17 protein-coding genes are annotated in these 19,216 nt (G+C 69.9%); 9 read left to right on the top strand and 8 right to left on the bottom strand.

The genetic code is table 11. From position 1 onward, the window contains the following. Window positions 1-200: 200 nt before the first annotated feature. Window positions 201-1,388, bottom strand: a complete 1,188-nt coding sequence (locus tag ACGFW6_RS39900; protein WP_393521351.1) for a winged helix DNA-binding domain-containing protein — start codon at window positions 1,386-1,388, stop codon at window positions 201-203. 941 nt (window positions 1,389-2,329) lie between these two features. Here ACGFW6_RS39900 and ACGFW6_RS39895 point away from each other — a divergent pair. The 4 genes from ACGFW6_RS39895 to ACGFW6_RS39880 all read left to right on the top strand — a co-directional run bounded on the left by ACGFW6_RS39895 (window position 2,330) and on the right by ACGFW6_RS39880 (window position 7,501). Further along, window positions 2,330-3,103: an isoprenyl transferase gene (locus ACGFW6_RS39895; RefSeq protein ID WP_393521349.1), complete on the top strand. Its 774-nt coding sequence runs from the start codon at window positions 2,330-2,332 to the stop codon at window positions 3,101-3,103. 344 nt (window positions 3,104-3,447) lie between these two features. Continuing rightward, entirely contained in the window at window positions 3,448-4,773 is a 1,326-nt protein-coding gene (locus ACGFW6_RS39890; RefSeq protein ID WP_393521347.1) for a PhoH family protein, read from the top strand. Window positions 4,774-5,191: 418 nt separating this feature from the next. Beyond that, window positions 5,192-5,905, top strand: coding sequence for a transglycosylase SLT domain-containing protein (locus tag ACGFW6_RS39885; RefSeq protein ID WP_393521345.1), 714 nt, complete (start codon window positions 5,192-5,194; stop codon window positions 5,903-5,905). Window positions 5,906-6,073: 168 nt separating this feature from the next. Continuing rightward, window positions 6,074-7,501, top strand: coding sequence for an AI-2E family transporter (locus ACGFW6_RS39880; protein WP_393521343.1), 1,428 nt, complete (start codon window positions 6,074-6,076; stop codon window positions 7,499-7,501). A 24-nt stretch (window positions 7,502-7,525) separates the two neighbouring features. Here ACGFW6_RS39880 and ACGFW6_RS39875 read toward each other — a convergent pair whose 3' ends face one another. Then, window positions 7,526-8,065 carry an alkyl hydroperoxide reductase gene (locus tag ACGFW6_RS39875; protein ID WP_393521341.1) on the bottom strand — a complete coding sequence of 180 codons (540 nt, stop codon included), beginning with the start codon at window positions 8,063-8,065 and terminating at the stop codon, window positions 7,526-7,528. 5 nt (window positions 8,066-8,070) lie between these two features. Beyond that, window positions 8,071-8,625, bottom strand: coding sequence for a peroxiredoxin (locus ACGFW6_RS39870; protein WP_272124337.1), 555 nt, complete (start codon window positions 8,623-8,625; stop codon window positions 8,071-8,073). A 135-nt stretch (window positions 8,626-8,760) separates the two neighbouring features. On the opposite strand from ACGFW6_RS39870, the gene ACGFW6_RS39865 reads away from it, so the two are divergent. The 4 genes from ACGFW6_RS39865 (at window position 8,761) to ACGFW6_RS39850 (ending at window position 11,569) form a co-directional block, all read left to right on the top strand. Continuing rightward, window positions 8,761-9,708: a LysR substrate-binding domain-containing protein gene (locus ACGFW6_RS39865; protein ID WP_393521338.1), complete on the top strand. Its 948-nt coding sequence runs from the start codon at window positions 8,761-8,763 to the stop codon at window positions 9,706-9,708. Between the two features lie 154 nt (window positions 9,709-9,862). After that, window positions 9,863-10,696, top strand: coding sequence for a MarR family transcriptional regulator (locus ACGFW6_RS39860; RefSeq protein ID WP_393521336.1), 834 nt, complete (start codon window positions 9,863-9,865; stop codon window positions 10,694-10,696). Window positions 10,697-10,749: 53 nt separating this feature from the next. Then, on the top strand, window positions 10,750-11,136 hold the full coding sequence (locus tag ACGFW6_RS39855; protein WP_380852655.1) for a roadblock/LC7 domain-containing protein: 387 nt from the start codon (window positions 10,750-10,752) through the stop codon (window positions 11,134-11,136). A gap of 4 nt (window positions 11,137-11,140) precedes the next feature. After that, complete coding sequence (locus tag ACGFW6_RS39850; RefSeq protein ID WP_393521334.1) at window positions 11,141-11,569, top strand: hypothetical protein; 429 nt, start codon at window positions 11,141-11,143, stop codon at window positions 11,567-11,569. Between the two features lie 63 nt (window positions 11,570-11,632). Here ACGFW6_RS39850 and ACGFW6_RS39845 read toward each other — a convergent pair whose 3' ends face one another. The 5 genes from ACGFW6_RS39845 to ACGFW6_RS39825 all read right to left on the bottom strand — a co-directional run bounded on the left by ACGFW6_RS39845 (window position 11,633) and on the right by ACGFW6_RS39825 (window position 16,474). Continuing rightward, window positions 11,633-13,969 carry an ABC transporter permease gene (locus tag ACGFW6_RS39845; protein WP_393521332.1) on the bottom strand — a complete coding sequence of 779 codons (2,337 nt, stop codon included), beginning with the start codon at window positions 13,967-13,969 and terminating at the stop codon, window positions 11,633-11,635. After that, window positions 13,966-14,655, bottom strand: coding sequence for an ABC transporter ATP-binding protein (locus ACGFW6_RS39840; RefSeq protein WP_393521330.1), 690 nt, complete (start codon window positions 14,653-14,655; stop codon window positions 13,966-13,968). The genes ACGFW6_RS39845 and ACGFW6_RS39840 overlap by 4 nt, the downstream gene beginning before the upstream one ends. Then, a complete protein-coding gene (locus tag ACGFW6_RS39835) occupies window positions 14,652-15,176 on the bottom strand; it encodes a PadR family transcriptional regulator (protein WP_393521328.1) in 525 nt (174 codons plus the stop codon). Before ACGFW6_RS39835 ends, ACGFW6_RS39840 begins: the two co-directional genes overlap by 4 nt. Window positions 15,177-15,281: 105 nt before the next feature. Next, the gene (locus ACGFW6_RS39830) at window positions 15,282-15,527 is read right to left on the bottom strand and encodes a hypothetical protein (protein ID WP_393521327.1); all 246 of its coding nucleotides are present in this window, start codon (window positions 15,525-15,527) and stop codon (window positions 15,282-15,284) included. Next, window positions 15,524-16,474, bottom strand: coding sequence for an SPFH domain-containing protein (locus ACGFW6_RS39825; RefSeq protein ID WP_393521325.1), 951 nt, complete (start codon window positions 16,472-16,474; stop codon window positions 15,524-15,526). The genes ACGFW6_RS39830 and ACGFW6_RS39825 overlap by 4 nt, the downstream gene beginning before the upstream one ends. Before the next feature lie 268 nt (window positions 16,475-16,742). On the opposite strand from ACGFW6_RS39825, the gene ACGFW6_RS39820 reads away from it, so the two are divergent. Further along, window positions 16,743-19,139, top strand: coding sequence for a transglycosylase domain-containing protein (locus tag ACGFW6_RS39820; protein WP_393521323.1), 2,397 nt, complete (start codon window positions 16,743-16,745; stop codon window positions 19,137-19,139). Window positions 19,140-19,216 lie beyond the last annotated feature (77 nt).

Raw genomic sequence — 19,216 nt, 5'->3', positions numbered from 1 at the left:
CCTGTGCCTCTTGTACTTATGCGTGCGGGCCGCGACCCCTGTGCCTCTTGTACTTATGCGTGCGGGCCGCGACCCCTGTGCCTCTTGTACTTATGCGTGCGGGCCGCGACCCCTGTGCCTCTTGTACTTATGCGTGCGGGCCGCGACCCCTGTGCCTCTTGTACCTACGCGTGCGGGCCGCGCCCCGGTGTCTCTCGCCCCTACGCGTGCGGGCCGACCGTCACCTTCCCGACCACCAGCTCGGCCGTCGCCTCCAGTACCTCGCCGACCCGCTCCACCTGCTCGCCCAGTTCCCGCTCCTGACTTGCCGTCAGCCCCCGGCCGACCGGTTCCACCGTGACGGTCGTACGACGGCCCCGGCGTCGCTGGTGCCAGACGCCCGCCACCACCCCGTCCACCAGCAGTACCGGAAAGTTCCCGGCCTGGCCGCCGGCCAGGGCCCGCTCGTAGGCCGCACCGGGGAACAGCGTCCGACGCGGCTGCGCGGCGATGGCGTACGCGTCGAAGTACGGCAGCAGCCGCACTCCCCGCACCCGCCCGCTCGGGAACTCCGTGTCGCCCGCCGCCACCCAGCCCACCGCCCCCTCGAACACGACCTCCTCGATCTCCCCGGCCCCCGCCAGCTCGGCGAACAGGGCGGCAGCCCAACCGGGCGGTGCCGCCAGCCACTTGGCGAAGTGCTGGGGCGTGGCCGGGCCGTACGCGCGCAGATAGCGTCCGACGAGCTCCCGCAGGGCCGTCCCGCCCGGGACCGGCGTGGCCGACGGCGGGCGGGTGTAGGTCACCTTCCGCCCCCGGTTCGGGCCGAAGCACAGGGCGCCGGACTGGCCGGCCCGGTGCATCACCTGCCGCCAGCGCGGCCACAGGCCCTGGAAGGCGGGCATCACCAGGTCACCGGCCCATCCGCCGGTACGCGCCACGACCTGCTCGCCCAGCTCCTCCACCGTCAGGCACACCCCGTCCAGGGAGTCCCCGATCGCCGCCACGATCTGCCCCGCCTGCTCCTCCGTGACCCGGACGCCCGGCGGGAACGGGCTCGGGCCTATCGGAATCGCCGTCAGCGCCCCGCACCACAGGGGCAGTTCGGCGGCCGGGAGCAGATGCACGGTTCCGCGTGGCCCGAACGTCTTCACCAGCGAACGCTCTTCCCACAGCGCGACCTGTACGTCCGCCCGGGTCACCCCCGCGGCCCGCACCCCCACCGACAGCTCGGCCGCCGACAGCACCTGCGCATGCGCGCCCAGCATCGCCCCGACGACCTCGGCGACCGGGGTTCCCGGCGCGGCCGGACGGGTCAGGAACTGACGTTCCAGCCGTCGCGCACTCGCCTCGTCCCAGGTGATCGCGGCGCCCGCGCCGCCCGTCCCACTGCCCGACTTCGCTGTCATGGGGCGACGGTAGGCCGGATATAGGTCGGAAGCTGTCCGCTGTGCCCGATCAGCTGTCCGCTGTGCCGGATCAGCCGTCCGCCGTGCCGGATCCGCGGGCCTGCAAGGTGCAAACCGTGCATCCGTGAGCGAACGCCCCCGAGCCCCTGCGCATCCAAGGAAGGCTCACCTTTTCCACATTGTTATGGCGGCCGACTCGATTTCCCTACATCCCTCACGTAAGTTCGGACCAAGGTAATTCGCGTACGCAAAGCTGCGCGGCGGCACCGCGCAGTGGAGGGGGCTGCGCGGTGTCATGCCCTCGATCGGCTCGCTGATGGACGCGCGTCGCGGCCGACCCGCCGGCTCCCGTGCGCCGTCAAGGTGACGTTCGCGGTCGGGGTCACCCGGGCGGGGGACGCGCGGACAAGTCGTCCGGCAGACCCCCAAGAAGCGACAAACCCGCTGGATCCGGTCGTATCCCGCGCGTTTCCCCTGGAAATCCGGCCCGATCCCGCCATGAATCGGCCACAAAAGAGCCCTCTCGCGGCCACCGGCCCGTCGCCGAGCAACTCCGGAGAGTAGTTGTGGCACGCCGATGCACGCAGCATCACTTACGAAGGGTTATGGTGGAAACCCCCCCTCGGGCCGGTCCGTCTCCCCCCCACGGACCGGCCCGTTTTATTGCCCGCGCCGGGCACTGCGGGAGCGGCGGGACCGCAACACCCTCAGGGGCGCGGGGAACTGCGCGACCGGCCCCCATCGAACCCGCACTCGCCGACGCGCCCCCGCACACCCCCACCCGGGGCGCCCCCATCCACCGCACCCCACCACCACGGCCCAGGCCCCGCAGGGGTAGGCTTCGCCTCCGGGGACCGCCATACGGACAGGAACCGCCTCGGCTGCGCCGAGCGCAGCGCACCGCGCGCCTGTCCGATCCGTACGGAGGGGCTGACGAACACGTGAACCTGCGCGACAAGCTGCGCGGCCTGCTGGTCAGGCTGTACACGCGCCGGGTGGAAGGCCACCTGGACCACGCTCAGGTGCCCAAGCACATCGGCGTCATCATGGACGGCAACCGGCGCTGGGCGAAGGCCGCCGGCTCCACCACCATGCACGGTCACCGGGCGGGTGCCGAGAACATCGAGGAATTCCTCGGCTGGTGCTCCGAGACCGACGTCGAGGTCGTCACCCTGTGGCTGCTGTCGACCGACAACTTCGACCGGCCGCAGGACGAGCTCGGCCCGCTCCTGGAGATCATCGAGGACGTCGTGCGCTCCCTCGCCGCCGACGGCCGCTGGAGGGTGCACCACGTCGGCACTCCCGACCTGCTGCCCTCCCCGATGCAGATGGCGCTGAAGGAGGCCGAGGAGTCCACGGCGCACATCGACGGGATACTGGTCAACGTCGCCATCGGCTACGGCGGCCGGCAGGAGATCGCCGACGCCGTGCGCTCCATGATCGTCGACGCCCATGAGAAGGGCACGTCGATGGAGGACCTCGCCGACTCCGTCAGCGTCGAGCTGATCGGGCGCCACCTCTACACCGGCGACCAGCCCGACCCCGACCTCGTGATCCGCACCAGCGGCGAGCAGCGGCTGTCCGGTTTCATGCTGTGGCAAACGGCCCATTCGGAGTACTACTTCTGCGAGGTCTTCTGGCCGGCCTTCCGCAAGGTGGACTTCCTGCGTGCCCTGCGCGACTACGCGGCGCGGCACCGGCGCTACGGCGGCTGAGCCCCTTCCGGCGCCGTCGTGGCCGTATGACGACGCGACAAAACCGACCTTCTCCGGGACAGAAGTAACAAGGAGTTCACCAGCGCGCCGTCATATGCGCTGGCATGGCTCCGCATGTTCGAGGGCATAAGCCAAGCAGGTCGACACCCGAACCACGGGTGTCGTATCTCAGCGGGCGGCGCCGGAGCCGTCCGCCCGGGAGGCCCTTTGCACCAGCCCCACCGTGCGGTCACGGCACGGAAGAAGACGCGGGGGGCCGGTTTTCGGCCCGTGCAGAGCGGCCGACGACCGGTCCAGCCCCACTCCGTCGCTCCCCGACCTCATCCGAGGGGGTACGTCCTTCCGTGGTGACCAGCACAAAGCGCCACAAGCCAGACCGGCGCACCTACGTTCTCGACACCAGCGTCCTGCTGGCCGACCCGAACGCCCTGAACCGCTTCGACGAGCACGAGGTCGTGCTCCCCATCGTCGTGGTGACGGAACTGGAGGCCAAGCGGCACCATCCCGAACTCGGCTACTTCGCACGGCAGGCGCTGCGTCTGCTCGACGAGTTCCGGGTGAAGAACGGCCGTCTCGACGCCCCCATTCCGATCGGGGACCTCGGCGGGACCGTCCGTGTCGAGCTCAACCACTCGGACCCCAGCGTGCTGCCCAGCGGCTACCGCCTGGGGGACAACGACTCCCGCATCCTCGCGGTCGCCCGCAATCTCCAGGCCGAGGGACTCGACGTCACCGTCGTGTCGAAGGACCTGCCGCTCAGGATCAAGGCCTCGTCGGTCGGCCTCCTCGCCGAGGAGTACCGCGCCGAACTCGCCATCACGGACTCCTCCGGCTGGACCGGAATGTCCGAACTGACCCTGCCGGGCGAACAGGTGGACATCCTCTTCGAGGAAGGGCATGTCTACGTCCCCGAGGCGGCCGACCTGCCCGTGCACACCGGGCTGACGATCCACTCCGAGCGCGGCAAGGCGCTGGGCCGGGTCACGCCCGAGGGCAACGTCCGGGTGGTGCGCGGCGATCGGGAGGCGTTCGGCATCAAGGGCCGCAGTGCCGAGCAGCGGATCGCGCTCGACCTGCTGCTCGACCCGGACGTCGGGATCGTGTCGATGGGCGGCCGGGCCGGCACCGGCAAGTCGGCGTTGGCGCTGTGCGCGGGTCTGGAGGCGGTGCTCGAGCGCCGTCAGCACCAGAAGGTGATGGTCTTCCGGCCGCTGTACGCGGTGGGCGGGCAGGAGCTCGGCTATCTGCCCGGCAGCGAGGCCGAGAAGATGAGCCCCTGGGCGCAGGCCGTCTTCGACACGCTGTCCGCGGTCACCAGCCGCGAGGTCATCGAAGAGGTCACCGCGCGCGGCATGCTGGAGGTGCTGCCCCTCACCCATATCCGCGGACGCTCGCTGCACGACGCGTTCGTGATCGTGGACGAGGCGCAGTCCCTGGAGAGGAATGTCCTGTTGACCGTTCTGTCCCGAATTGGTGCTAACTCGCGGGTGGTTCTGACCCATGACGTGGCCCAGCGGGACAATCTGCGGGTCGGCCGCTACGACGGTGTGGTCGCCGTCGTGGAGAAGCTGAAGGGACATCCCCTCTTTGCCCACGTCACGCTGACGAGGTCCGAGAGGTCCCAGATCGCCGCCCTTGTGACCGAAATGCTGGAGGACGGGCAGATCTGACGGGTCTGTTCTCTCCTGCGGAGGACTGCCCAACTTCATAGGGGTTACGCGGCAGTTGGCGCCGTCCGGAAAGGCGAAGAGCCTATCCGGGCGGCGCCTCGGCGTGTGCGGCTTTCCGAAAAACCCGAGGCGCAAACAAGGTGTGAGCTTTCACACGCAACACAGAATTGCCTTGCCGCGTCCGGGTACGGCAGAGTCTCACTCCTGTCAGGCCCCGCATACGACACACCTGTACCCCCAGCGGTACGGAACCACAGCAGCACCACCAACTGCATAGCGACGTCGTATGCCGCCCGAGTCACCACGCGGCGCTCCCCCTGCGGGAGTTGCCCACCGGGTCCGCGCCTCCCGTGACCCCGCAGTTGGGAGGCCAGAGCCAGGGGCACGATTGCGTCCGCCAGGGTCACCGAAGCGGGCGATGCTGGAAGGAAACCGTGTGAGTCCGATTTCGGTCAGGGGATTCGCAGTGGCCTCTGCCACCGCGGTCACCGCTGTCGGAAGCGTCGTCGGCGTTGCCTCGGGCAGCACCGCGCAGAACAACGACGCCGAGGCGACGGCTGCCGATTCGACGCTCCTCGCGGACATACCCGCGGGCCAGCAGGCCCAGGTGCAGACCGAGTCGTTGTCGGCGCAGGCGGATGTCCAGGCCATCGCCGCCGACGTGAGCGCAAAGAAGGACGCCGAGGAGGCGGCCCGCAAGGCTGCCGCCGAGAGCGCGATCGAGAAGAAGGCTGCCGCCGAGAAGGCCGAGAAGGCGGCGCAGGAAGCCAAGGAGCGCGAAGAGGCCGAGGCCAAGGCCTCCCGGTCCTCCGCTGCCGACTTCCCCGTCCAGAGCTCGTACAGCATCTCGCAGATCCAGGCGATGGCGCGTTCGATGGTGCCGAGCGACCAGTTCCAGTGCTTCAGCAACATCGTGGACCACGAGTCCGACTGGAACTACCAGGCCGTGAACCCCTCCTCCGGTGCCTACGGCCTCTTCCAGGCCCTGCCCGGATCCAAGATGTCGTCGGTCGGCGCCGACTGGCAGACGAACCCCGCCACGCAGATCAAGTGGGGCCTGAACTACATGAACGACCGCTACGGCAGCCCCTGCGGCGCCTGGGACTTCTGGCAGGCCAACAGCTGGTACTAGGAGCTCCGCGCACTTCCCCGCGCTCCTGGAGGCGTTTCTCAACCCTGCATCGCCCCTCACCGTCCTTTGGTGAGGGGCTTTCGCGTTTCCTCGCGCGGCGCCATGTACGGTCGGATTCAACGACTCCAGGGGGGAGTGGTGGGGAAAGACGGGGGAAGAGGACGGATCATGTCGCGAGTGCCAGGGTGGCTCGGCCGGGTGGGTGCCGGTCTGACCGAGATGAGTGAGCGGTTGGACGAGCGCCGGGCCGCGGTGGAACGAGAGAGCGCCGAACCCGAGTCGGCGGGGCGCACCGCCGTCGCCACCGTCCCGCCCCCGGCAGCGGACCCGCCCACCGCCGGCCACGTGCCGCGGCCCCCCGACTACGCGCCCGAGGCCCCCGCGCCGCGTCCCGACCCGGCACAGGTCGTGCCGTGGGGCGTACGGGTCGCCGCGGAGGCCGGCTGGCGGCTGCTGGTACTGGCCGGCACCGTCTGGGTGCTGATGCGGGTCATCAGCGCCGTCCAACTCGTCGTGCTGGCCTTCGTCATCGCCCTGCTGCTCACCGCGCTGATGCAGCCCTCGGTGGCCTGGCTGACCCGGCGGGGCGTGCCGCGCGGGCCCGCGACCGCGCTGACCGCGATCCTCGGGTTCGTCGTCATCGGCCTGATGGGCTGGTTCGTGACCTGGCAGGTCATGGAGAACATCGACAACCTCTCCGACCAGGTCCAGGACGGCATCGACGAGCTGCGCAACTGGCTGCTCAACAGCCCCTTCCACGTCACCGACAAGCAGATCAACGAGATCGCCGAGAACCTCCGCGAGGCGATCGGCGCCAACACCGACGAGATCACCTCGGCCGGCCTCGAAGGCGTCACGGTCATCGTCGAGGCGCTCACCGGGATCCTGCTGGCCGCCTTCTCGACGCTGTTCCTGCTCTACGACGGCAAGCGGATCTGGCAGTGGACCCTGAAGCTGGTCCCGGCCGCCGCCCGCCCGGGAGTCGCGGGCGCCGGGCCGCGGGCCTGGGCGACGCTGACGGCGTATGTGCGCGGCACGGTGGTGGTCGCCCTGATCGACGCCGTGTTCATCGGCATCGGCATCTACTTCCTGGACGTCCCGATGGCCGTCCCGCTCGCCGTCTTCATCTTCCTGTTCTCCTTCATCCCGCTCGTGGGCGCGGTGGCCTCCGGTGCGCTGGCGGTCGTCGTCGCCCTGGTGACGCAGGGCGTGTTCACCGCGGTCATGACCCTCGCCGTCGTCCTCGCCGTGCAGCAGATCGAGGGTCACATCCTCCAGCCGTTCATCCTCGGACGCGCGGTCCGTGTGCATCCGCTGGCGGTCGTGCTGTCGGTGGCGGCCGGCGGCATGGTGGCCGGCATCGGCGGCGCGGTGGTGGCGGTGCCGCTGGTGGCGGTGTCGAACACGATCGTCGGGTATCTGCGGGCCTATTCGCTGGAGGCGGAAGCGCGGCGACGGCTGCCGGGGGCGGCACTTCCGAGCCCCGGCCCGCATCAGCCGGCCCGTCCGGCGCCCGAGGACGAGGCCGTCGAGGCCGAGGAGGGGCCCGGGGGCGCGGCCCGTGACAACGCCGAAGACCCCGCCCACCGAGGGTGAGCGGGGTCCACGGAACGACAGCGCCTACTCGACGTCGGCCAGGACGGCCTCGGCCTCCAGGGTGGTGCCCACGGCCTGGATCACGGACGCGATCTTGAACGCCTCCTGGACCGTCTCCCGGTCCACGCCGGCCTTGCGCAGCACCTGCTCGTGGGAGTCGAGGCACAGGCCGCAGCCGTTGATGGCGGACACCGCGAACGACCACAGCTCGAAGTCGACCTTGTCGACGCCGGGGTTGCCGATGACGTTCATCCGCAGGCCCGCGCGCAGGGTGCCGTACTCGTGGTCGGACAGCAGATGCCGGGTGCGGTAGAAGACGTTGTTCATCGCCATCACCGCGGCGGCGGACTTCGCCGCGTTGTAGGCCTCCGGCGAGAGGTTCGCCTTTGCCTCCGGCGCCAGCTCGCGCAGCACGATCGGGGAACGGGAGGCGATCGCGGTCGCGAGCACCGTGCCCCACAGCTGCTGCGCCGGGAGGTCGGAATTGCCGATGACCGAGCCCAGGTTGAGCTTCAGGTCCTTGGCGTAGTCCGGTATGCGGGACTTCAGGGAGTCGAGCGGCATGTGGGTCACTCTCCCGCGAGCAGCTTGACCGGGTCCAGGGTGTCCTCGCCCTTGCTCCAGTTGCACGGGCACAGCTCGTCCGTCTGGAGGGCGTCCAGGACCCGCAGGACCTCCTTGGGGTTACGGCCGACGGAGCCGGCGGTCACCATGGAGAACTGGATCTCGTTGTTCTGGTCGACGATGAAGACGGCGCGCTTGGCGAAGCCGTCCTCGCCCTCGATGCCGAGGTCGCGCATCAGCTCGTGCTTGGAGTCGGCCATCATCGGGAACGGCAGGTCGCGCAGGTCGTCGTGGTCCTTGCGCCAGGCGTGGTGGACGAACTCCGAGTCACCGGAGAAGCCGAGGACCTGGGCGTCGCGGTCGGCGAACTCCTCGTTCAGCTTGCCGAAGGCCGCGATCTCGGTCGGGCAGACGAAGGTGAAGTCCTTCGGCCAGGCGAAGACGATCTTCCACTGACCCTCGTAGGTCTTGTGGTTGATCGTCTCGAACTCCTTGCCCTTTTCCAGCGAGACGCAGGCGGTCAGTTCGAACTCGGGGAACTTGTCACCGACAGTGAGCACACGCTCTCCTTGCAGCGAGGAGGCACCTGATCGGTACAGGTGTCTCCCTTGGGTTGGACCTTACCGATCCTGGCACAGGCTGCATTGATACGGGAAATAGCTACACTCGGTCAGGTTGATCGGAGCGTGCTATCAGTGACCGTGAGTAAGAAGAGACAGCCGAGTCTCGCGCAGCTGCGGGCCTTCGCGGCCGTCGCCGAGCACCTTCATTTCCGGGACGCGGCCGCCGCGATCGGGATGAGCCAGCCCGCGCTGTCCGGTGCCGTCTCCGCCCTGGAGGAGTCACTCGGAGTGACGCTGCTGGAGCGCACCACCCGCAAGGTGCTGCTGTCGCCCGCCGGCGAGCGGCTGGCCGTACGGGCGAAGGCGGTGCTGGCGGAGGTCGGGGCGCTGATGGAGGAGGCCGAGGCGGTGCGGGCGCCGTTCACCGGGGCGCTGCGCCTCGGTGTCATCCCCACTGTCGCGCCGTACCTCCTGCCCACCGTGCTGCGGCTGGTCCACGACCGCTATCCGCAGCTCGACCTCCAGGTGCACGAGGAGCAGACCGCGAGCCTGGTCGACGGGCTCACCCACGGCCGCCTCGACCTGCTGCTCCTCGCCGTCCCCCTCGGGGAGCCCGGGATCGCCGAACTCCCGCTCTTCGACGAGGACTTCGTGCTCGTCACCCCGCTCGACCACCCGCTCGGCGGCCGTGAGGGCATCCCCCGTGAGGAGCTCAAGGCGCTCAACCTGCTGCTCCTGGACGAGGGGCACTGCCTGCGCGACCAGGCGCTCGACATCTGCCGGGAGGTCGGTCGCGAGGACGCACCGGTGACCACGACGGCCGCCGGACTGTCCACGCTCGTACAGCTCGTCGCGGGCGGCCTCGGCTGCACCCTGCTGCCGCGGACCGCGCTCCGGGTGGAGACGACCCGCAGCAGCCAGTTGCTCACCGGCTCCTTCGCCGACCCCGCCCCCACCCGCCGTATCGCCCTCGCGATGCGGGCGGGAGCGGCGCGTGGAGCGGAGTACGAGGAGCTGGCGGCGGCCCTGCGGGAGGCGCTGCGACCGCTGCCCGTAACCGTGTGCCAATCGGTCAAATGAGCGCCGAACACAGTTCTTTGAGTCGCCCGGAAAGTCAACTTCCGTCAACTGGCGACAGGTCGGATATCCCCCTCCGGAATATGCGCGCGGACTGATACACATTCCCCCCTCAGCGCTATGCGTCAGGCGTGTGTGCGAAACGACGAGGGGTGTGATGTCGGGCTACGAACAGCTGGCACGGGCCCTGGCCGTCTGCGCGCGCGACGGCTTCACCGGGGAGCTCAGGGTCAGCGGAACGCCGGGCGGCACCTTCCACCTCGGCGACGGACGCGTGGTCGCCGCCGAGTCCCCCGGCGCGCCGGGGCCCGAGGCGCTGCTGCTGCGCTCCGGGCGGGTCAGCGGCGAGCAGTGGGCCGAACTCATGCGGGAGTCCGAGGGCTCGCGCTGGCCGGCGACCGCCCTCATCGCACGCGGGTACGCGGGGGCCGCGCAGCTCCGGGTCGTGTGCGCGATGGCGCTGCACGACGCCGCGTTCGCGATCACTGCCGGCCGGGTCGACGACTGCGAACGCGTCCCGACCAGCGCGCCGTTCGCGCAGGTCCCGGTGGGGGAACCGCCGCTGGGCCTGCTCCAGGGGTCGGCCCGCAGACTCGCCGCGCTCACCGCGCTGCCGCACCCCGTCCACCCCGACCGCGAGCGGCCCGTGCCCGCACCGGCGCCCGTCGACACGGACACCCCGCTCACCGCCCTGCGGCGCGAACTGCTCGCCCACGCCGACGGCCGCCGTACCGCCCGGGACCTCGCCTTCCGGGTCGGGCGGGGCGTGTACGCCGTGACGGTCGAGGTCGCGCGGATGCTCGGCGACGGGCTGCTGGTCTGCGCCGAGGCGCCCGCGCCGATCCCCGTCCGCCCCTTTCCGGACGGCCATGCGCTGCGCCCGCGGGAAGCGATGCCCGCCGAGCAGCCGCCCCCGCCTTCGACGCCGACCGTTCTGCCCCGCCGAAAACCCGGCAGCTTCTTCCGGCTGCGGAACGGAATGACGAAATGAGTCCGAAATGAAGCAGCCGATCAGATGTGAAAAGAAATAGGAGAGTCGCGTACATGGATCACAAGGCCCTGGCACTCGAAATGCGTGGCCTGCGCGAACAGGTCACCGGGATCACCGACACCGCGGTCGCCGCCGCCGACGGGCTGCTCATCGCTGCGGACACCGCCGACTCCATCGACCCGGAGGGCCTCGCCGCCCTCGCCGCGGCCGGTCTCGGTCTCGCCAGGCGCACCGCCGACGCCACCGCCCGCGGCGCCCTGCGCCGGACGGTGACGTACGGCAGTCACGGCTGTGCCGCCTTCTACGCCGTCGGCGACACCGCCCTGATGGTCGTGCTCGGCGACGAGGGCATGGACGTGGACCACCTGAACCGGGCGACGCAGTCCGCGCTGCGCCGCATCGATCTGATCCTCACCGACAAGGCACCAGAGGGAGTTTGAAGGGATGGCGACGAAGCGCATGACCTCAAGTTTCTCCGACCAGGTGATGGGCCTGGTCAAACACCTCCGCACCGACGCCCCGGACTGCGTGGCGTCCGGCGTGGTCGACATGTCCACCGGGATGCTGCTGTCCTACGAGACCGTCGAGACCCATCCGCCGGAGGTTCTGGACCTGCTGGCGGGCGCGACGCTCGACCTGTTCCAGGGGCGCACGGTCGTGATGATCGAGGACGTCTTCAAGGAGCGCCGCGGGATCAGCAGCGACAACCACTTCTTCCAGGAGATCCTGGTCAACAGTGAGAACCTCACGCACCTGTTCGTGCGGCTGAACGAGCAGCAGGACGTGGTGGCCGTCGTGGTCTGCCGCAAGTCGGTCAACGTGGGCATGCTGTTCGCCCAGGTCCGGCGGGTCGTACGGGAGTACAGCCTCTGAACGCGACGGCGGTGGGGCTCCCCGAAGGGATCCCCACCGCCCGAGAGGTGTGCGCCGGCCGTCCTACTCGGTGCGCAGCCCGTCCGGTCGCATCAGCCGCAGCAGCGGCGGCAGGCTGAGCAGCGTCACCACCAGGACAACTCCGGCGCCGATGCCGGTCATCGACAGCAGGCTCGCCCAGTCCACGCTCACCTCGGCCTCGACCATCTTGAGCAGCACGGCGCCGAGCGTCAGTCCCACCGCCGACGCCAGCAGCAGCCCCAGCGCGATCGGGATCGCCGTCTGCCAGAGCACCGACAGGCTCAGCGTGCGGCGCCGGGTGCCGAAGGCGACCAGGGACGACAGCAGCTTCTTGCGCTCGCGCAGCTGCTCCAGCTGGGAGACCAGCAGGCTCGCGCCGATCAGTACCAGCACGCAGGTCGCACCGACGAAGAGACCGTTGCGGATGGCGCGGAACTCCTCGGTCTGCCGGCTGGCGGCCAGGGCGTTCACGTCCGTCAGCGGATCGATCCGCGCGGCGGCGTTGCGGGCGAACTCGGCGGCGTCCGGCACCGACTCGTCCAGCGAGAGGTACACCTTCTCGTACATGCCGGCCCCCGCGCCCTCGGGCAGTGCGCCCGGGGTGAACAGCAGGCCGCCGCGCTCGTAACCGGTCGGATCCTCGCGCGGCCCCGCCTTCTTGAGGCCGGCGGGCACCTTCCAGGACTTCGTGTGGCTCGTCGTCCCCGGGTATCCCGGGTCGAAGTACAAGGTCCCGCCCGCCTTGGTGAGCTTCTGCGTGCTGCCGTCGTCGTACTCGCCGCCGAGAACCTGGAAGATGTCGCCGTCCCGGCACGACGTCAGACGCGCCACCTCGCGCAACTCGGCGCAGCTGCCGACAGCCACCTCCACCGAGTTGTCGGGTTCCCTGGCCCGGTCGCCCAGCGAGCCCTCGGAGAGGGCCGTGGCGTGGCGCACACCCTCGGTGCGTCCCAGCTGCCCGGAGACCTCGCTCAGGGAGACGTCGTTCCGCACGTACAGCGTCAGCTGTGCCCGGCTCGGGTCGTTGCCGGTCTCTTTGGTGTAGTCGGACTCGACGCCCGCGAACAGCATCTGCAGGGCGATCGCCCCGGCCACCGCGACCGCGATGCCGTTGACCATGCGGGCAGCGGTGCCGCTGCTCAACTGCAGCCTGCGCACGGCCAGTTGCCAGGAGACCGAGCCCGAGTTCAGCCGGGCCACCGCGGCCTCGACGAGCCACGGCAGCAGCGCGGTGACACCGACCAGCAGCAGGACGGTGCCGCCGATCACCATCCACTCGTTGAAGTTCCCGTTGCTGTTGCCCTGACCCACCATCGGGTACAGCAGGGCGAGACCGGCCAGGGGCAGCAGCAGGCGCCACCACAGCCGGCGGCGCGGGGGCTTGGCCGTACGGACCACGCCGAGGGGCTCGATGACGACCCCGCGCAGCGCGAACAGCGTCACCAGCACGGCGGCGGCCGGCACGGCGAGCGCGACCAGCAGAGCGAGAGCGGGCGACGGATTGAGGTCGCTCGGGAACACGCTGATGTCGCGCACCTTCAGCAGGGCCGCCAACTCGCGCCCCGCCAGGAAGAATCCGGTGCCGAGGACGAGCCCGAGCAGCGCTCCGGCGAGGGCTTCGCCGCCCGCGACCCGGCGTGCCATCCCCCCGTCCGCGCCGACCAGCCTGAGCGCCGCGAGCCGGCGGTCCCTGCGCTCGCCGCCGAAGCGGACGGCCGCGGCGATGAACACACCGACGGGCAGCAGCAGCACCACGAAGATGATCATGACGAGCAGGATCAGGATCGGGTCCAGCTCGTCGTCCTGTGCCCCCGCGGAGGGACCGAAGTAGTCGATGCGCTCGATGGAGCCGTTGCTCAGATGGTCCGCCATCCCCGAGCCGCCCGCGTAGTAGGCGAGTTCGGCGGGCCCGATGAGTCCGGACTGCTGGATGGTGCCGGTGATCCGGTAGGGGATGCGTTCGCGCAGCAGCTCGCCCGAGTCGGACTCGAGCAGGCGCTTCAGCGCGGGCGAGGCGACCATCTCGCCCTTCGCCGGGAACTTCTCGACACCCGGCGGCAGCGGAGCCCGCGAGCCTTCGGGCTCCACGAGCCGGCCGCGTACGTCGTCGCTGCGGAAAGTCGTGTCGACGTCCGCGATGATCAGCGTGTCGTCCGCCTTCGCCGGCTTGTTCGCGCCGTACGTGAAGTCGTCCCGGGCACTGGCGCGGTGATCACGCTCGGTCAGCGCGCTCGGGACGGCGGTCGTCAGCAGCAGCAGCGCCACCCCGAGCCCGACCCCGACGGCCGTCAACAGGGCCCGGACCCAACCCTCACGTCCACCGGCGAAGGCGAAGCGAACTCCCAGGGCCAGATCCTTGCCCCACTGACCGGCGTTCATACGACCCGCTCCATGTCCCGGGACTTGCCGTCGCGTACGACGATCTCGCGGTCGGAGTAGGCGGCGACCCGGGCCTCGTGCGTGACGAGGACGACGGCGGCGTTGGTGGAGCGGGCGGCCTCCGTCAGCAGCTCCATCACGCGCTCGCCGTTGAGGGAGTCCAGTGCGCCGGTCGGCTCGTCGGCGAACAGCACGCGCGGGCCCGTGACCAGCGCGCGGGCGACGGCGACGCGCTGCCCCTGACCGCCGGAGACCTCGCCGGGCCGCTTCTTGCGCAGGTCGTCGACCTCCAGCCGCTCCATCCAGGTGAGGGCGGCGCGCTCGGCCTCCTTGCGGGAGGTGCCGTTGAGCCGCAGCGGCAGCGCGACGTTCTCCACACAGGTCAGCTCCGGCACGAGCTGGCCGAACTGGAAGACGAACCCGAACTCCGAGCGCCGAAGGGCACTGCGCTGGGCGTCGCCCATGGTGGCCAGCTCACGCCCGTTGTAGGTGATGGAACCCGAGTCGGGCGGCACGATGCCGGCGAGACAGTGCAGCAGCGTGGACTTGCCGGAGCCGGAGGGCCCCATGACGGCGACGACCTCGCCGGGGTGGATGGAGAACTCGGCGCCGTCGAGGGCGAGCGTCGGGCCGTAGGCCTTGCGCAGGTTCTCGGCCGCGAGCAGGGAACCGGGAGGCGGAGTCACTTGGTCACCACCTCGGCCAGCTTGTCGAGCCGCGCGGCGGTCAGTTCCAGCCAGCGCAGGTCGGCCTCGAGGTGGAACAGGGCGTGGTCGCAGATCAGCTGATCGGCGAGGTCCCCCTTGCGCTTGCGGTCGGTGAGGATCCGCATCATCCGCAGATGCTCGGCGCGCTGGGTGTCGAGGATGTCTGCCGCGTCGCGCCGGGTGAGCAGCGCGAGGACGACCTTGGTGTACAGGGTGGACTGGAGGTACGGCTCCGGCTTCTCGGGCGTCGCGAGCCACGTCTGCACGTCGGTGATACCGGCGTCGGTGATCGCGTACCGCTTGCGCTCGGGCCCGCCGCCGGGCTCGATCCCGTCGACCTCGACGAGGCCGTTCTTCAGCAGCCGGGACATCGTCGAGTAGACCTGGCCGTAGTGCAGCGGCCGGTCGTGACCGAACTTCTCGTCGAAGGCCCGCTTCAGGTCGTAGCCGTGACGGGGGCCCGATTCCAGGAGACCCAGGAGAGTGTGACCGATGGACATGCCGAGGACTCTACACGGGGTGTATACGCCCTATGTATACGCGGAGTGTGTAGATCATGGCGGCGCGTGTGAAGGCCCAGGTGGGGGCCGATTGTCACGGTTCTGCTACTGGGGCTCGGGTGGCTTCGTGGGGGGACGGCCCCTGCGGGGGATCGGCTTCGTGTCGCCCGGCAGCCGGCCCGCCTCCGCGAGGGCCCGCCGCAGCAGGAACTCGATCTGCGCGTTGGCGGACCGCAGTTCGTCGCCCGCCCAGCGCGCGAGCGCCTCGTACACGGCCGGGTCGAGCCGCAGCAGCACCTGCTTGCGCTGCGGTCGACCCTGAGGGGCTGCGCCCCCGGAGGGATCCGTCACTGGTAGAGCGTCCCGGTGTTGAGGACCGGCTGCGGGGCCCGGTCGCCGCACAGCACCACCATCAGGTTGGACACCATCGCCGCCTTGCGCTCCTCGTCCAGTTCCACGATGTCCCGCTCGGAGATCCGGGCGAGCGCCGCCTCGACCATGCCCACCGCACCGTCGACGATCTGCCGCCGGGCCGCGACGACCGCTCCGGCCTGCTGGCGCTGGAGCATCGCGGAGGCGATCTCGGGAGCGTACGCGAGATGCGTGAAGCGCGACTCGATGATCTGCACTCCGGCCGCCTCCACGCGTGCGTGCAGTTCTACGGCGAGCTTCTCGGTGATCTCCTCGGCGTTGCCGCGCAGCGAGAGGCCGCCCTCGTCGTGGGCGTCATAGGGGTACTCGATGGCGATGTGCCGCACGGCGGCCTCGGTCTGTGTGGAGACGAACTCCAGGAAGTCGTCCACCTCGAACGTGGCCTGCGCGGTGTCCTCCACCTTCCACACGACGACCGCGGCGAGCTCGATCGGGTTGCCGTAGGCGTCGTTGACCTTCAGTACGGCCGTCTCGTGGTTGCGGACGCGGGTCGAGATCTTCGTGCGGGAGGTGAAGGGGTTCACCCAGCGCAGCCCGTCCTCCCGGATCGTCCCCCGGTAGCGCCCGAAGAGCTGGACGACGCGTGCCTCGCCGGGCGCGACCATGTTCAGTCCGCACATCGCCAGGATCGCCGCGACGGCGACCAGGATGCCGATGATGATCAGGGCCGCCTGCGCCCCGCCGCCGGAGACCGCGCCGGTGGCGGCGATCAGCCCCGCGCCGACCAGCAGGCCGACCAGCCCCAGCAGCAGCGCGAGCCCGCCGCCGATGCTGTGCGCCGTGAACTCCCGCACGCGCGGGGCGGGCATCTCGGGCACGTCCGCGGTGGCGGACGTGGCGTCGGACCTGTGCGATGCGTTCGACATGGGTGATATCCCCCGTTTCCTTCGGAAGCTGTCGTGGGGTTCCACTAGCTTCGGTCTAGCTAAGTGATATCACTTTACCCCGCCCGAGCAACCCTACGCATCCCTCAGTCGTCGGTTCCGGTGGGACAGGTGCTGATTGTCACGTCCGTAAAAGACCGGATCGGCCGGGCTTTGTCACATCTTCCGGTGTTAGCTTTCTGAGCTGACCTGAGCGGCGAACCTGTGTGGCAGCAGTGCACACAAGAACGAAGCGGAGCGGAACGGACCCATGGGACGAGCGGAAGAGAGACGAGCACGGCAGCGCGGCGCCCGCCGCGCGGCGCCCCGGCGTTCGTCCGGGACGCCGCAGAACCCGGGGGCCGGCGAGCCGACCACCGTCATCGGCAGCCCGTCGGCCGCCGGCGGCCGGGCCGCGGCCCGGCGCGCCGCCAGGGCCGGGGGCAAGGGCGGTGACGGCAAGGGCCGGATACGCCGGCTCTTCACCTGGAAGAAGATCCTCGGCACGTTCCTCGGCTTCTGCCTGCTCGGCATCGGCGCCTTCATCGCGCTCTACCTCGCGGTGGACGTCCCCAAGGACAACGCCGCGGCCCAGGCCGCCCAGCGCCAGAGCAACGTCTACAAGTACAGCGACGGCTCGACCCTGGCCCGCGACGGCGAGGTCAACCGCGAGATCGTGGACCTGTCCAAGGTGCCCAAGAAGGTCCAGTACACCTTCGTCGCCGCCGAGAACAAGACGTTCTACGACGACCACGGCATCGACCTGAAGGGCACCGCCCGCGGTGTGCTCAACACCCTGATGGGCAAGGGCGCGCAGGGCGGTTCGACGATCACCCAGCAGTACGTCAAGAACTACTACCTGAGCCAGGAGCAGACGGTCAGCCGCAAGCTCAAGGAGATGGTCATCTCCCTGAAGGTCGACCGCCAGATGTCCAAGGACGACATCCTCGCCGGCTACATCAACACCAGCTACTACGGCCGTGGCGCCTACGGCATCCAGGCCGCCTCCCAGGCCTACTACCGCAAGGACGCCGACAAGCTCTCCGTCGCGCAGGGCGCCTACCTCGCCGCGCTGCTCCAGGCACCCAGCCAGTACGACTGGCACGCCGCCTCCGACACCGGCAAGCGGCTCGTCACCAACCGCTGGAACTACGTCCTGGACAACATGGTCGAGGAGGGCTGGCTGGACCGGTCCGAGCGCCAGGAGATGACGAAGCTCCCGGTGCCCAAGGAGCCCAGGCCCACCGCGGGCCGGGAGGGCCAGAAGGGCTATCTGATCGAGCTCGCCAACCGTCAGCTGGAGGACCAGCTGATGCAGGAGCAGGGCATCACCCGCTCCCAGGCCGAGGCCGCCGTCGTCGACCAGGGCTGGACCATCACCCTGAACGTCGACAAGAAGAAGCAGGCCGCGCTGGAGAAGGCAGTCAAGGCCCAACTGACCGGCAAGCTCGACAAGAAGAAGCGCAAGGTCGACGCGAACGTCCAGGCCGGAGCGGTCTCCGTCGATCCCGATACGGGCCGGATCGTCGCCCTGTACGGCGGCGAGGACTACTTCAAGCACTACACGAGCAACGCGACCCGCCCGGACTACCAGCCCGCCTCCACCTTCAAGCCGGTCATCCTGGCCGCCGCCCTGGAGGAGAGCGCCGAGACCCAGTCCGGCAAGCCGATCGGCGCGAGCACCGTCTACGACGGCACCAGCAAGCGCCCGGTCGTGGACGCGAACGGCGACAAGGTCGGGTTCGCGCCGGAGAACGAGGACGACCAGGACTACGGCGACGTCACCGTCCAGACGGCGATGAACAAGTCGATCAACTCCGTCTTCGCGCAGATGGGCGTCGACGTCGGCATGAAGAACGTCATGGACGTCGCCGGCAAGCTCGGCATGGACACCGAGAACGAACAGGCCGTCCCGGCGCAGACCCTGGGCACCATGGGCGCGAGCCCGCTCCAGATGGCCGGGGTGTACGCCACCCTCGACAACCACGGCAAGAAGGTCACGCCCGGCATCCTCAAGAAGGCCGAGCACAACAGCCGTACGGTCGCCATCCCCGACCCGATCGGCGAGCAGGTCATCAGCTCCGAGGCCGCGGACACGGTGACCTCGGTCCTGACGGGCGTGGTCGACGACGGTACGGCCCGGCAGTCCGTGGCGAACAACCCCAAGCGCAACGGCCAGAAGGTCGCGGGCAAGACGGGTACCTCCGACGACAACAAGTCGGCCTGGTTCACCGGCTACACACCCGACCTGGTCACCTCGGTGGGCCTGTTCGGCGAGGACGCCAAGACCCACGCGCAGACCAAGATGTACGGCGCCGGCGGCTTCGACCGCGTCAACGGCGGTGGCTTCCCGGCGCAGATCTGGGCCGCCTACATGTTCGGAGTGACCGACCCGGACGCCCGGTTCGAACTCGACACCGACCAGGGCGCGGCCGTCCAGCCGACGTGGACCCCGACCCCGACCGAGGAGCCGATGACCGAGGAGCCGACCGAGGAGCCCACGACGAAGGAGCCGACGGAGGAGCCCACGACCGAGGAGCCCACCGAGGAGCCGACGACGCAGGAGCCCACCGAGGAGCCGACGACGGAGGAACCGACGGACGAGCCGACGGACGAACCGACCGGCGACATCACCTTGGACCCGGTCCGCCCCGGCAACGAACAGTAGGGGCAGTGCCCGCGCCCCATCAGGGGCGCGGGGCTGTGTCGAATATGCGGCTCCGCCGCGGGGCGCGCTCCGTCACC

This window comes from Streptomyces sp. Y7 (assembly GCF_043195415.1).
Taxonomy (GTDB): domain Bacteria; phylum Actinomycetota; class Actinomycetes; order Streptomycetales; family Streptomycetaceae; genus Streptomyces.
The sequence above is the reverse complement of the archived record's forward strand: the minus strand, read 5'-3'. Positions and strand labels throughout refer to the sequence as shown.

Bases quoted from the DNA above. Each gene is read 5' to 3' on its own strand.
- ACGFW6_RS39850 (WP_393521334.1), top strand. From the start codon at position 11,141: ATGGCGACGAAGCGCATGACCTCAAGTTTCTCCGACCAGGTGATGGGC.
- ACGFW6_RS39885 (WP_393521345.1), top strand. From the start codon at position 5,192: ATGCTGGAAGGAAACCGTGTGAGTCCGATTTCGGTCAGGGGATTCGCA.
- ACGFW6_RS39820 (WP_393521323.1), top strand. From the start codon at position 16,743: ATGGGACGAGCGGAAGAGAGACGAGCACGGCAGCGCGGCGCCCGCCGC.
- ACGFW6_RS39835 (WP_393521328.1), bottom strand. From the start codon at position 15,176: ATGTCCATCGGTCACACTCTCCTGGGTCTCCTGGAATCGGGCCCCCGT.
- ACGFW6_RS39860 (WP_393521336.1), top strand. From the start codon at position 9,863: ATGTCGGGCTACGAACAGCTGGCACGGGCCCTGGCCGTCTGCGCGCGC.
- ACGFW6_RS39900 (WP_393521351.1), bottom strand. From the start codon at position 1,388: ATGACAGCGAAGTCGGGCAGTGGGACGGGCGGCGCGGGCGCCGCGATC.
- ACGFW6_RS39825 (WP_393521325.1), bottom strand. From the start codon at position 16,474: ATGTCGAACGCATCGCACAGGTCCGACGCCACGTCCGCCACCGCGGAC.
- ACGFW6_RS39880 (WP_393521343.1), top strand. From the start codon at position 6,074: ATGTCGCGAGTGCCAGGGTGGCTCGGCCGGGTGGGTGCCGGTCTGACC.
- ACGFW6_RS39855 (WP_380852655.1), top strand. From the start codon at position 10,750: ATGGATCACAAGGCCCTGGCACTCGAAATGCGTGGCCTGCGCGAACAG.
- ACGFW6_RS39845 (WP_393521332.1), bottom strand. From the start codon at position 13,969: ATGAACGCCGGTCAGTGGGGCAAGGATCTGGCCCTGGGAGTTCGCTTC.
- ACGFW6_RS39875 (WP_393521341.1), bottom strand. From the start codon at position 8,065: ATGCCGCTCGACTCCCTGAAGTCCCGCATACCGGACTACGCCAAGGAC.